Origin of the sequence: Methylobacterium persicinum (assembly GCF_022179525.1) — a bacterium.
GTDB classification, from domain to species: Bacteria; Pseudomonadota; Alphaproteobacteria; order Rhizobiales; family Beijerinckiaceae; genus Methylobacterium; species Methylobacterium persicinum.
Window position 1 is genome coordinate 48,693 of the sequence record NZ_BPQX01000054.1, and the last position, 13,184, is coordinate 61,876.

A 13,184-nucleotide genomic window follows, 5' to 3' on the forward strand; every position below is an offset into this window, starting at 1 on the left:
CGGGTCTACGGAACCCCCTCGCGGGTGAGAAGGTCGCGCTTGCGGTCCACGCCCCAGCGATAGCCGGACAGGGTGCCGTCCGAGCGCACCACCCGATGGCAGGGGATCGCCACCGCAAGGGCATTGGCACCGCAGGCGAGCGCCACCGCCCTCGACGCCCCGGGGGCGCCGATGGCCCGGGCGACTTCCGCATAGGTCGCGGTGGTGCCGGGGGGGATCGCCCTCAGGGCCTCCCAGACGCGCTGCTGGAAGGCGGTGCCGCCGATATCGAGGGGAAGGGCATGCGCCCGACCCGGTTCTTCCACGATCCCGATGGCTCGTGCCATCCAGGCCTCGAAGGTGGGATCGCCGCCGATGAGATCCGCCGCGGGAAAACGGTCCTGCAGGTCCCGCACCAGGGCATCGGGATCATCCCCCAGCAGGATCGCGCAGACGCCCCGCTCCGTGGCCGCCACCAGGATCGCCCCGAGGCTGCACGCGCCGACGCCGAAGCGGATCGTCTCGCCGGCACCGCCCCGGCGGTAGCGCGAAGGCGTCATGCCGAGGCGTTCGCCCGCCTCGGCATAGAACCGGCTGGAGGCGCCGTAGCCGGCCTCGTAGATCGCCCCCGTCACCGAGCCGGCACCGGGCAGGGCCGTCGCCATCCGCTCCGCCCGCCGGGCGCGGGCATAGGTGGCCGGCGTCACCCCCATGACGTCGCGAAAAACCCGGTGGAAGTGGAAGGCGCTCATCCCCGCCGCCGCCGCGAGGTCGGCCAGGGGCGGGGGTGTCTCGGCCCCGTCGATGAGCCGGCAGGCCCGGGCCACTACCTCCTCGCGACGCACGGCGGGGGATGGACCGTCCGGCCGGCAGCGCAGGCAGGGGCGGAAGCCCGCCGCCTCCGCCGCCTCGCAGGTCGGGTGAAAGGACACGTTCTCCCGCCGGGGCGTCCGCGCGGTGCAGCCTGGCCGGCAATACACCCCCGTGGTGCGCACCGCGTAGACGAACCGCCCGCCGGCCCCCGGATCACGGGCGAGCACGGCCGCCCAGCAGGCATCGTCGGAAGGGGCCGGGAGGGTGGAGGGCATGAGACGGACTCCTCAGGGCACGGCCTGTGCCCCATCCCGGGATCCTGCGCCGGCCGAACCCGGCCGACATCCCGCGCCTTGCTCCGCAATTCCCGTCAGCCGCCGCTGGCAATGAACAGCGGGGGGTCAGGACGGGTTTACGCCTCCAGCTTGGCCATCAGCGCCGGGGAGAGGGCGAAGTTGACATAGACGTTCTGCACGTCGTCCTGATCCTCGATCACCTCCACGAGGCGGATCAGCTTCTCGCCGGTCTCGTCGTCCACATCGATCGTGTTCTGCGCCTTCCAGATGAGCCCTGTCCGGGTCGGGTCGCCGAACTTGGCCTCGAGGGCCTTGGTGACCTCGCCGTAGGAATCCTGGGCGCAGATGATCTCGTGGCCTTCCTCGCTGGAGGACACGTCGTCGGCCCCCGCCTCGATCGCGGCTTCCAGCATCGTGTCCGCGTCGGCGACGCCGACGGGGTAGGCGATCACGCCGACCCGGTCGAACATGAAGGCCACCGCGCCGGTCTCGGCGAGGCTGCCGCCGGACTTGGTGAAGGCCGAACGCACGTCGGAGGCGGTGCGGTTGCGGTTGTCGGTCTGCGCCTCGACGATGAGCGCGGCGCCGCCGGGGCCGTAGCCCTCGTAGCGGATGTCCTCGTAGTTCTCCCCGTCCGCGCCCGTCGCCTTCTTGATGGCGCGCTCGATGTTGTCCTTGGGCATGTTCTCGGCGCGGGCGGCGAGAATGGCGGCACGCAGGCGCGGGTTCATCGCCGGATCCGGCGTGCCGAGCTTGGCCGCCACGGTGATCTCCCGGGCGAGCTTGCCGAAGATCTTGGAGCGGACCGCATCGACGCGGCCCTTGCGGTGCATGATGTTCTTGAACTGGGAATGACCGGCCATGTGCCTTCGGACTTGCAAGTGTGCGGCGCCCGGGAGCCTGGGCCCCCGGACGTCGCTGACGGAACTGCAGTTTTTATAGGCCGCCGGGCTCGGGCGAGGCAACGCGCACATTCCTCTGGCACGCGTGGGAAAGAACGTTCTCACCGGGCGTTGGGAGCCCTGATAGCTTTCCCTGGAGTTGAAATGCCTGCGCCCATGTCGAGACGGCGGACCGTGGTAGTGACCGGCGCAAGCGCCGGAGTGGGCCGCGCGGTGGCGCAGGAATTCGCCCGTCACGGCTGGAATGTCGGCCTCGTCGCCCGCGGCGAGGTCGGCCTCGCGGCGACGATCCGCGATGTCGAGCACCTCGGCGGCCGCGCCATCGCCTTCGCCGCCGACGTAGCGGACCCCGATGCCCTGCAGGAGGTCGCCGACGCTGTCGCAAGGGAGTGCGGCGGCATCGACGTCTGGGTCAACAACGCGATGGTGACGGTCTACGCCCCGGTGCAGGAGACCAGCCCCGACGAGTTCCGGCGGGTAACGGACGTGACCTATCTCGGCCAGGTCCACGGCACCCTGGCGGCCCTGCGGCACATGGTGCCCGCCGACCGGGGCACGATCGTCCATATCGGCTCGGCACTCGCCTACCGGTCGATCCCCCTTCAGGCGACCTATTGCGCGGCCAAGGCGGCGGTGCGCGGCTTCGTCGATTCGCTTCGCTCGGAACTGCTGCACGACGGCAGCCGCGTGCGCCTGACGATGGTGCAGCTTCCCGCCGTCAATACCCCCCAGTTCGACTGGGCGCGTTCACGGCTCCCGCGCAAGCTGGAACCGGTGCCGCCGATCTTCCAGCCCGAGGCCATCGCCCGGCACGTCTACAAGGCCGCCCGGGAGGCGCCCCGCGAACTCTGGATCGGAAGTTCGGCCTGGAAGGCGATCATCGGCAACATGCTCATCCCCGGCTGGATCGACGGCTACCTCGCCCGCCACGGCTATCGCGGAGAAATGACCAGCGTGCAGGCCTCGAAGAACCGCCCCGACAACCTCTACGACCCCGTCGATACCGATCCCGGCGCCCACGGCCGGTTCGACAGGCGTTCGCGCTCCCACGTCACCGCAGCCGATCCCAAGTGGCTGAAGTTCGGCATCGCCGCCGCGCTCGGCGTCGCGGCGGGCACGATGCTCTTCGCCACCGAAGCCCATGGCCGGGACGAGGAGAAGAAGCGCCTCCGCCGCTGAGGGCCGCCGACTCAACCGTTATCGCGAGCGCAGTGAAGCAATCCAGGGCCGCGTTACGTCCTCCGACGTCCCGCAGCCCTGGGTACCCTCGCTTCGCTTGAGATGACGGTGTCAGCTACAGGATGAACCGGCTCAGATCCGCGTTGGCGGCGAGGTTTTCCACCCGTTCGCGGACATAGGCGGCGTCGATCGTCACCGTCTCGCCGGAGCGGTCCGTCGCGGTGAAGGAGATCTCGTCCAGGACCCGTTCCAGCACGGTCTGCAGGCGGCGGGCGCCGATATTCTCCACGGAGCCGTTCACCTCCACGGCGACCTTCGCCAGGGCGTCGATGGAATCGTCAGTGAACACCAGCGTCACCCCCTCCGTCTCCATCAGGGCGAGGGTCTGCTTGATCAGGCTCGCTTCCGTGGCCGTGAGGATCTGCTTGAAGTCCTCGACGGTCAGAGGCTGCAGCTCCACCCGGATGGGCAGGCGGCCCTGCAATTCGGGCAGGAGATCGGACGGCTTCGAGACATGGAAGGCGCCGCTGGCGATGAACAGCACGTGGTCGGTCTTCACCGGCCCGTGCTTGGTCGCCACCGTCGTACCCTCGATCAGGGGGAGCAAATCCCGCTGCACGCCTTCACGGGAGACATCGCCCCCCGTGCGACCCTCGCGGGCACAGATCTTGTCGATCTCGTCGAGGAAGACGATGCCGTTGTCCTCGACCTCCCGGATCGCCTCCCGGTTCAGGGCCTCGTCGTCCACGAGCTTGTCCGATTCCTCGGCGAGCAGGGGCGCATAGGCGTCGCGCACGGTGATGCGCCGCGGCTTGCCCCGCTGTCCCGAAAGGGCCTTGCCGAGCATGTCGCCGATGTTGATGGCCCCCATCGAGGCGCCTGGAACGCCAGGGATCTCGAACATCGGCAGGCCGGCCGGTGCCCCGGCGGAGAGTTCGATTTCGACCTCCTTGTCGTCCAGCTCGCTGTTGCGCAGCTTCTTGCGGAAGCTGTCGCGGGTGGCCTGGCTGGCGGTGGAGCCGACGAGCGCATCGAGGATGCGGTTCTCGGCGGCCGCCTCGGCCTTGGCCTTCACCGCCTCGCGCTTGGCCTGCCGGGTGAGGCCGATGGACACCTCCACGAGGTCGCGGACGATCTGCTCGACGTCGCGGCCGACATAGCCGACCTCGGTGAACTTCGTGGCCTCGACCTTCAGGAACGGGGCGTTGGCGAGCTTGGCGAGACGCCGGGCGATCTCGGTCTTGCCGCAGCCCGTGGGCCCGATCATCAGGATGTTCTTGGGCGCCACCTCCTCGCGGAGGGGCCCGGTGAGCTGCTGACGACGCCACCGGTTGCGCAGGGCGATGGCCACCGCGCGCTTGGCCTCGTTTTGCCCGACGATGAAACGATCGAGTTCGGACACGATCTCGCGCGGAGAGAACGTCGTCACCGCCTGTCTCTTTCCTGAACCCCGGCCCCTGTGCCGGCCAGTCCGGAATGGGGTTCCGGCGGGCGCGGCGCAAGGGGGGCCGGGGATGTCGCCCCCGTCAGTGGTGCTGCAGGGAAGCCGCACCCGGCCTGTGGTGGGTGCCGAAACGCTCCACGAGCGTCGCGCTCGCCGCGTTCAGGCCCAGCACCTCGACGCTCCGGCCCCGCTCCCTGGCCTTCAGCACCACCCGGTCGAGGGCGCCAACCGCCGAGATGTCCCAGAAATGGGCGTCGCCGACATCGATGACGATGCGCTCCACCGGCTCCAGCAGGTCGATCGCCTCGGAGAAGGTGGCCGCGGAGGCGAAGAAGACCTGCCCCGACACCGCGTAGATCCGGGTCCGGCCGTCCGGCGACAGGGCCGAATCGATCCGGCTCAGCCGGGCGACCTTGCCGGCGAAGAAGACCCCCGACAGGAGCACGCCCACCAGGACCCCGATGGCGAGGTTGTGGGTCGCCACCACCACCGCCACCGTCGCGAGCATCACCACGGAGGAGGGCAGGGGGTTCGTCCGAAGCCGCCCGAGGGAGCGCCAGGAGAAGGTGTTGATCGACACCATGATCATCACCGCCGTGAGGGCCGCCACGGGCACCACCGCCAGCAGGCCCTGCAGGGCGACGAGGAGGATCAGGAGGAAGGCACCGGCCACGAAGGTGGAGAGCCGCCGCCGGGCGCCCGAGGACACGTTGATGACCGACTGGCCGATCATGGCGCAGCCGCCCATGCCTCCGAACACCGCCGAGGCGATGTTGGCGAGGCCCTGGCCGAAGCATTCACGGTTCTTGTCGCTGCCCGTGTCGGTCATGTCGTCCACGATCTGCGCGGTGAGCAGGCTCTCGAGCAGGCCGACGGCGGCGAGGCCGGCGGAGTAGGGCAGGAGGATCCGCAGGGTCTCGAGGGTGAAGGGGACCTGCGGCAGAGCGAAGCTCGGCAGCGTCGAGGGCAGGGCCCCGAGATGGGCCACCGTGCGCACGTCGAGATGGAGCCACGCCGTCAACGCGGTCAGCACCGCGATCGCCACGAGGGGCGCGGGGACCGCCCCCGTCAGGCGGGGGAAGCCGTAGATGATGGCGAGCCCCAGCGCGATCAGGCCGTAGGTGGCGGGGGTCACCCCGGTGAGCTCCGGCATCTGTGCCAGGAAGATCAGGATGGCCAGGGCGTTGACGAAGCCCGTCATGACCGATTGCGACACGAACCGCATCAGGCGTCCGAGCTTCAGGAAGCCCGCCGCGATCTGGAACAGACCCATCAGGATCGTGGCGGCGAACAGGTACGACAGGCCGTGGTCGCGGACGAGGTCGGTCATCAGCACGGCGGTGGCGGCGGTGGCGGCCGAGATCATCGCCGGGCGTCCGCCCGTGAAGGCGATGACACAGGCGATCACCACGGAGCCGTAGAGCCCGACCTTCGGGTCCACGCCCGCAATGACCGAGAAGCCGATCGCTTCCGGGATGAGGGCCAGGGCGACGACGATGCCCGAGAGGACCTCGATGCGGAGCGCGCGCAGGCGGGCGCCGGACCTCGCCGCGTGGGCGGTGGGAGAGAGTGATGTCATTAGATTGAACCGCAGGGAGACCACCGCAAAGGCAGGGGCGCGTCTCGAATGCGTGGTCCGGCGGATCGGCGGCCGGAAGAGCCACCCGGGCTTGCACCGGGTCCTTGCGAATGGACCCGTGTTACGCGGCCTCCTGCTGCAATGCAACAACCACGGCTGGCCCCGGAAAAACATATCCCGCTGATGCCGAGACCGATTTGGCGTAAGCAAAATCTGCAAAAAATATGGCTTTGCAGGTTGTTAGAGAGGCCGAGATTTAGCGGCGCCGGGGATGGTTTCTATCGTCTGGAGATGGTCACGGGGCCGGCGATGGCTGATGCACGCGTCACCTATCGCCGCGTTAGAGCTTTTCCGCCGAAGTGGACGCCGGGTCGGCGACGGAAAATGCGGTAAAAACAATAGCCTAAAGCGTTTTCAGTGATCCAAGGATGACAGAAAACGCTTTAGCGGCAGTGTCGCCCGCACATTCGGCGGGCGGTGTTACGAGCTTGAAGAGCCGCCCGAGGTTATGGCGGCCGCCTCCAAGAGTATTTGGTGCCTCGGTGCTCTCGCTGCCCCATTGGCACGTCTCAGTCCCGCCAGCACGTTGGCCATGGCTCGGATCGGCCGCAACGATGGTGCGGCGGCACCCGATCCTCGAGGGTCAACGGAACTGAACGGGTTGGCCGCTCCTCTTTACGCCCGCGCAACGTTCAAACCCTGCCTATCTCACCAGCAGAATGGATCACCTCCTTGGCGAGGCTCCCATCGAGCATTGCAGTAGCCTGCCAGATGTCGAACGACGTCAGGCCGCGTCGGCGGGGTTCGGCGCGGCCTTGGGGCCCCCCTTGGCGACGCCGACCAGAGCTGGGCGCAGCACCCGGTCACCGATGACGTAGCCAGTCTGGACGACCTGCACGACGGTGCCGGCCGGCACGTCGGAATTGGGCACCTCGAACATGGCCTGATGCCGATTCGGGTCGAACTTCTGGCCATGCGGCTCGACCGGCTTCACACCATGCCGCTCAAGATTCTTGGCAAGGTCCCGCTCGGTCAGCTCAATCCCGTCGACGAGGCTCTTGAGGGCTCCATCGGCAGCGGCGCGCTGGTCGGCTGGCACGCTCTCCAGCGCCCGGCGGAGGTTGTCGGCGACGTTGAGCACGTCGCGGGCGAAGTTCGTCACCGCGTAGGCCCGGGCGTCCGCGACCTCCCGCTCGGTCCGTCGACGGAGATTCTCCATCTCGGCGAGGGTGCGCAGCATCCTGTCCTTCAACTCGTCGCGCTCCGCGGTGAGCAGGGCGAGCGCCTCGGCCACGGGGTCGACCGCGGCCTCGGTCTGGGCCTTGGCGGCCTCGTCCTGGGGCTGGGTGGGGACGTCCTGAGGCTTGTCGTCGTTCGTCATCGCACTTTCGGAGATTGTCGGCCCGGAAGGGAAACCGGGCGTGATATCAGGCCGTCACCCCACGAAATCAACCCAAGCCGTTCCGCTTTGGCAGCCCTATGCCGCCTCCGCGTCGTCGTCGCACGCGCGGACGCGCTCGCCGTGACGGGGCGATCCGCCCTCACGCCTCCCGCGGCGGCGGGGCAGTGACGAGGGCTTCCAGCCCCTCGGCCTTGAGCATCGCCACGTCCCCCGCGAACACCTCCAGCACCGCCTTGCGAATCGCCACCTGCCGGTCGGGCTGGGTGACGCGGGTGCCGGTGAGGTCGGTGACGTAGAAGACGTCCACCGCCCGCTCGCCGAAGGTCGCCACATGGGCGGAGGTGATGTTGAGCGACAGGCCGCCGAGCGCGCTCGTCAGCTCGAACAGCAGGCCCGGCCTGTCGAGGCCGGTCACCTCGATGACGGTCTCGCGGCTCGACAGGGCATTGTCGATGGTCACGTCGGGCGCGACGAGGAAGGTCTTGGCGCGGGCACTGATCGACGGGTGCTTGTCGGCCACGAGTTCGGCGATCCGGATCTCACCCTTGAGCGCCCGGTCGATCATGTCGGTGATGCGCTTCATCCGGCGCAATTCATCCTCGTCCCGGTCGAAGGCCCGGGAGATGACGAAGGTGTCGAGGGCGAAGCCGTCGGTGGTGGTGAAGATCTGCGCATCGACGATGTTCGCCCCGGCCGCGGCGCAGGCGCCCGTCACGATGGCGAGCAGGCGGGGATGGTCGGGCGAATAGACCGTCACCTCCGTCACCCCGCGCACCGGATCGAGGCCGACCTCGGTGGCGCTGGTGCGGTTCGCCTCGCCCGTGCGCCGGAGCAGGAGGGCGTTCTTGATCTGCCGGGCGCTGTCGACCTTCAGCCAGTATGCCTGCTTGTGCCGGGCGGCGTAGGCGTCGAAGGCGTCCGAATCCCAGTCCGGGAGTTGCTCCCGCAGGCTCATCTGGATCAGCCGGACCCGGTCCGTCCGGGCGATCTCCGAATGGCCGCCGGACAGGTACACCTCCGTCTCGTCGTAGAGGGTGCGAATCAGCGTGCCCTTCCAGGCGGTCCACACGCCCGGTCCCACCGCCGTGATGTCGGCGACGGTGAGGATCGTGAGAAGCTTCAGCCGCTCCAGGGTTTGGACGATGGAGGCGAACCGCTCGATCGTCTTGTGGTCGGACAGGTCGCGGCTCTGCGCCGTCATCGACATCAGCAGGTGGTGCTCCACCAGCCACGCCACCGTCTCCGTCTCGGCCGGGCTGAGGCCGAAGCGGGGGCAGAGCTTCTGCGCGATCTGCGCGCCGGCCACGGAGTGGTCCTCCGGCCGGCCCTTGGCGATGTCGTGCAGGAGGATGGCGACGTAGAGGGCGAGGCGGTTGTGAACGGTGTGGATCAGCCGCGTGACGAGGGGGTAGCTCTCTTCGGAGCGCCCGCTCTCGATGGACGACAGCACGCCGATGGTGCGCAGCAGATGCTCGTCCACCGTGAAGTGGTGGTACATGTTGAACTGCATCATCGCCACGACACGGCCGAAATCCGGGATGAACCGGCCGAGCACGCCCGCCTCGTTCATCTCCCGCAGGGCCTCCTCGGGGGCGTTGCGAGAAGTCAGGATCTCCAGGAACAGCCGGTTGGCCTCCGGATCGGTCCGGAGGGACGTGGTGACGAGGCGCAGGGAGCGGGAGGCGAGACGCTTGGCGTCCGGATGGATCGGCACGTTGTGCCGGTCCGCGAGCCAGAACAGGCGCATCAGGTTGACGGGGTCGCGCTCGAAGGCGTCCTCGGCCCGCAGGTTCACCCGGCCGTGGTCGATCCAGAAATCCTCCGCCTCCACCGAGGTGGCGCGGAAGCGGTCGCGGAACTTGCCGATCCAGCGGTCGAGGACCGGCGTGCGCTTGGCGTGCCGCGCCTCCATCTCGGCGCTGACGATGGCGGTGAGGTCGCCGACATCCTTGGCGATGCGGAAATACGCCTTCATGAACCGCTCGACACCGGAGAGGCCGCCCCGGGCCTCGTAGCCGAGGCGCTCGGCGATCCGCGGCTGCAGCCCGAAGGACAGGCGCTCCTCGGCGCGCTTGGTGACGAAGTGCATGTGGCAGCGCACCCGCCACAGGAACTCGTCGCAGCGTTCGAACAGGGCGTATTCTTCCGCCGTGAACAGGCCGGCGCCGACCAGTTCGCTCTGGTCGCGCACCCGGTAGGTGTACTTGGCGATCCAGAAGAGGGTGTTCAGGTCGCGCAGGCCGCCCTTGCCGTCCTTGACGTTGGGCTCCACGAGATAGCGCGACATGCCCGCCTTCGACACACGTCCGTCGCGCTCGCGGAGCTTCGCATCCACGAACTCGGCCGCCGAGCCGACGATGACCTCGGCGTCGAAGCGGGTGACCAGCTCCTCGTAGAGCACCCGCGAGCCGAACAGGAAGCGGGCCTCCAGCAAGGCCGTCCGGATCGTCATGTCCGCCCGGCCCTCGCGCAGGCATTCCTCTACGGAGCGGGTGGCGTGGCCGACCTTCAGCTTCAGGTCCCACAGGACGTAGAGCATCGCCTCGACGACGCTCTCGGACCATGCGGTCTGCTTGTAGGGAAGCAGGAACAGCAGATCGATGTCCGAGCCCGGCGCCATCGTCCCCCGGCCGTAGCCGCCGGTGGCGACAACCGCCAGTTGCTCGCCGGTGGTGGGATTGTCGTTGGGATAGAGGCGCCAGACCACGGCGTCGTAGATCGCCCGGACGACCGCATCCGTCAGGCGCGACAGGGTCCGGGCACAGTTCATCCCGTTGCGGTCACGCAGGAGTTGCGCTTCTGCGGCCCGGTGCCCCTCGTCGAGGACCCGCTTCAGTTCGGGCACGAGGGCCGCCCGCAGCCGAGTCGGCTCACGGATGTCCCGGTCGAGGCCGGCGGTGATCTGGTCGAGCTCTGCAACGGGGTCGAGCATGCTTCCCGTTAGCATGATATGCCTAAGTTGCCAGTCGTGCCTGCATGCCGCAGCCCCGTCCTAGACTGATGTCCTGCAAGACGAACGAAACGTTTGACATAACGAACGCCTGCGTTTAGCTCGGCGGCAAAGAGACGCCGAGGAGACGATTCGATGCCGCTGGTCCGCCGCACCGTGCTGGGCGCTGCCGCCGCTTTGGCCCTGGCCCTGTCGACCTCCGCGTCGTCCGCCGCTGACCCGGCGGAACTCCGGCTCGACTGGGCGACCTACAATCCCCTGAGCTTGCTGCTGAAGGAGCGCGGCTATCTCGAGGAGGCGCTGAAGCCCCGCGGCATCAAGGTGCGCTGGGTCCAGTCGCTCGGCTCGAACAAGGCCCTCGAATTCCTCAATGCCGGGGCCATCGACATCGGCTCGACGGCGGGGGCCGCGGCGCTGGTGGCGCGGATCAACGGCAACCCGATCAAGGCGGTCTACGCCTTCTCCCGCCCGGAATGGACCGCCCTCGTCACCCGCAAGGACACGGGAATCACCAAGCCCGCGGACCTGAAGGGCAAGCGGGTGGCGGTGACCCGGGGGACGGACCCGCACATCTTCCTCATCCGCGCCCTCCAGGGTGCCGGCCTCACGGAGAAGGACGCCAAGCTGCTGCTGCTGCAGCATCCGGACGGGCGCACGGCCCTCGACCGGGGCGACGTCGATGCCTGGGCCGGCCTCGACCCGATGATGGCCGCCGCCGAGATCGAGAATGGCGACGTGCTGTTCTTCCGCGATGCCGCCGCCAACACCTGGGGCGTGCTCGACGTCCGCGAGGCCTTCGCCAAGGACAACCCGGACCTCGTGCGGACGGTGATCGCCGCCTACGAGCGCGTCCGGGCGGAAGCCTTGAAGGACCCGGCCGCCCTGCGCAACGCCCTGGTGGCCGCGACGAAGCTGCCGGAGCCGGTAGTGGCCCGGCAGTTGGAGCGTACCGATCTCTCGCAGCCGTCGGTCGGTGCGACGCAGGCGGAGGCGATCCGTGCGGCCGGCATCGCGCTCCAGCAGGCCGGCGTGATCGCGGCGGACGTCAATGTGCCGGCGGCTGTCGATGGACTGATCGACCCGGCCTTCAATCCGCAAGCAGGGCGCTGAGGGCCGGCGCCTCCGCGCGGGCGCACGCACTCCCGACGACATGATTACTTGATCGGTCAGACATTGCTGGGAGTCGGCCGGGCCGTTTGCAGGACATGGGACGCGGCCAGCCGGCAATCGTGGATGGTCGCCCGAGCCGTGTCGATGGCGATGGTCACCGCCGACATCGTCCGCGGATCGGGCTCGCGTTCGCGGGCATAGCGCACGACATCCGTCGCCAAGCCATCGACCTCGACGGTCAGCGCCTCGATGGCCGCAGGATCCTTGAGGGACCGGGCCTGCCCGGTGATCTCCAAGAGTCGGTCCATGACGTCGTCGATGCGCTCCCGGCGCAGGCTCGTCAGGCGTTGGCGCAGCCAAGCCAGGACCGAGACGAGGCCCCCGGCCAGGGCGCCGAGGAGGTACAGCGTGTCCCCGTAGCGCTCGACGAAGCCGTGCTGCTCGCGCTCGTAATAATCGATGGCGCCGGGATGGATCGGGATCCGCGCGCTGGTCGCCGCCACCGTGGTCTCGTAGGCCGGGGCCAGGACGTATTCGGCGGCATCCGTCTGACGGGCCGCCGCCGTGCGCTTCTCGAAGATCTGCTGGGTGATGTCGGCCGCCACGACCCGGCTGAGCGTGGCGCGGGCCATCAGCCGGTATGAGGCGCCCACGGTCTTCACGTCGTCCGCCGGTAGTTTCGGGCGGCCGGCGAACAGGCCGCCCGGGATGGTCACGGCCTGGAGCCGGGGAAACCGTTCGATGATGGCGTCGTCGTCCTCGACCGCGACGAACTCGATCTTGCCGTCCCGGGCCACCGACCGCACCGCGCCGACGAGGGCGATGGCCTTGGGCGCGGAGGGGGCGATGATGCTGAGGAACGCGTCGATCCGCCTCTCCCGGAAGGCGGCGGGCAGGGCGGCCTCGTCGACGGGCACGAGTTGGACGGTCGCCGGCCCCGGCGGGCCGCCTGCCACGGCGGTGTCCATGGCGAGGCCGTGATAGGAGAGAAGGTTCTTGAGCAGCGAATAATCGGCATCTTTCTGGGTGCCGATCCCGAGGCGCCGTCCGCCGAGCTTGGCGAAGGTCTTGATGCCGGAGGGCTCGGGCGAGACGACGATCATGGCTTGGTCGCGTAGGATGGCCAGCGTCAGGCCATTGGTGGGCATGAGCACGTCGGGCCGGACCACCGCGAGGTCGGCCCGCCCATCCTGCAGGGCGGCGGCACTCTCGCGGACGTCGTCGAAGGAGATGATCCGGAGGCGGATCCCCTCGCCGCCCTCATCCAGGGCATCGGCATAGGCCTTGATCAGCCCCGGCTCGGTGCCGTCCCTGGGTGCCACGGCGATGATGAGGGTGGTGGGCCGCAGGAGATACCACACCGCCGCCCCGCCCAGGCACAGCATGACGACACCCGCCAGCAGCAGGACCTCCCGACGCATCAGGAACGCGGTGATCGTGGCCATGGGATGGGGGGCCCTGCATTCGTCCGCAGGCGAAACGCGGCGGTGGCGGTTCGGTGCCGGGACTCAAGCCCCATCTTGGCTGGCA

Annotated in this window: 9 protein-coding genes and 1 other annotated feature; of the genes, 2 read left to right on the forward strand and 7 right to left on the reverse strand. The window is 68.8% G+C overall.

Annotation, left to right across the window (positions count from 1 at the left end; genetic code table 11):
• Positions 1 to 5: 5 nt before the first annotated feature.
• Together ada and MFF22_RS20410 are read right to left on the reverse strand one after the other, a co-directional pair.
• On the reverse strand, positions 6 to 1,067 hold the full coding sequence (gene ada / locus MFF22_RS20405) for a bifunctional DNA-binding transcriptional regulator/O6-methylguanine-DNA methyltransferase Ada (protein WP_238251956.1): 1,062 nt from the start codon (positions 1,065 to 1,067) through the stop codon (positions 6 to 8).
• Between the two features lie 137 nt (positions 1,068 to 1,204).
• Positions 1,205 to 1,951, reverse strand: coding sequence for a YebC/PmpR family DNA-binding transcriptional regulator (locus tag MFF22_RS20410; RefSeq protein WP_238251959.1), 747 nt, complete (start codon positions 1,949 to 1,951; stop codon positions 1,205 to 1,207).
• A gap of 195 nt (positions 1,952 to 2,146) precedes the next feature.
• On the opposite strand from MFF22_RS20410, the gene MFF22_RS20415 reads away from it, so the two are divergent.
• Positions 2,147 to 3,169: an SDR family oxidoreductase gene (locus MFF22_RS20415; RefSeq protein WP_238251961.1), complete on the forward strand. Its 1,023-nt coding sequence runs from the start codon at positions 2,147 to 2,149 to the stop codon at positions 3,167 to 3,169.
• 115 nt (positions 3,170 to 3,284) lie between these two features.
• Here the strand turns inward: MFF22_RS20415 and hslU are convergent, their stop codons facing one another.
• From hslU to MFF22_RS20435, 4 genes are all read right to left on the reverse strand, one after another.
• Entirely contained in the window at positions 3,285 to 4,598 is a 1,314-nt protein-coding gene (hslU, locus tag MFF22_RS20420) for an ATP-dependent protease ATPase subunit HslU (RefSeq protein ID WP_238251962.1), read from the reverse strand.
• Positions 4,599 to 4,695: 97 nt separating this feature from the next.
• Complete coding sequence (locus MFF22_RS20425; protein WP_238251964.1) at positions 4,696 to 6,192, reverse strand: SulP family inorganic anion transporter; 1,497 nt, start codon at positions 6,190 to 6,192, stop codon at positions 4,696 to 4,698.
• A gap of 51 nt (positions 6,193 to 6,243) precedes the next feature.
• Positions 6,244 to 6,299, reverse strand: a sequence feature (sul1 is cis-regulatory element that is thought to sense ions involved in sulfur or methionine metabolism; They are found in Alphaproteobacteria).
• A 677-nt stretch (positions 6,300 to 6,976) separates the two neighbouring features.
• The gene (gene grpE / locus MFF22_RS20430; protein ID WP_238251966.1) at positions 6,977 to 7,573 is read right to left on the reverse strand and encodes a nucleotide exchange factor GrpE; all 597 of its coding nucleotides are present in this window, start codon (positions 7,571 to 7,573) and stop codon (positions 6,977 to 6,979) included.
• A gap of 160 nt (positions 7,574 to 7,733) precedes the next feature.
• Positions 7,734 to 10,526, reverse strand: coding sequence for a [protein-PII] uridylyltransferase (locus MFF22_RS20435; protein ID WP_238251976.1), 2,793 nt, complete (start codon positions 10,524 to 10,526; stop codon positions 7,734 to 7,736).
• A 153-nt stretch (positions 10,527 to 10,679) separates the two neighbouring features.
• On the opposite strand from MFF22_RS20435, the gene MFF22_RS20440 reads away from it, so the two are divergent.
• Positions 10,680 to 11,654 (forward strand): aliphatic sulfonate ABC transporter substrate-binding protein, encoded by a 975-nt coding sequence (locus tag MFF22_RS20440; protein ID WP_238251978.1) that lies wholly within the window; start codon positions 10,680 to 10,682, stop codon positions 11,652 to 11,654.
• A 56-nt stretch (positions 11,655 to 11,710) separates the two neighbouring features.
• On the opposite strand, the gene MFF22_RS20445 is transcribed toward MFF22_RS20440, so the two are convergent.
• Positions 11,711 to 13,099: a TAXI family TRAP transporter solute-binding subunit gene (locus MFF22_RS20445; RefSeq protein ID WP_238251980.1), complete on the reverse strand. Its 1,389-nt coding sequence runs from the start codon at positions 13,097 to 13,099 to the stop codon at positions 11,711 to 11,713.
• Positions 13,100 to 13,184 lie beyond the last annotated feature (85 nt).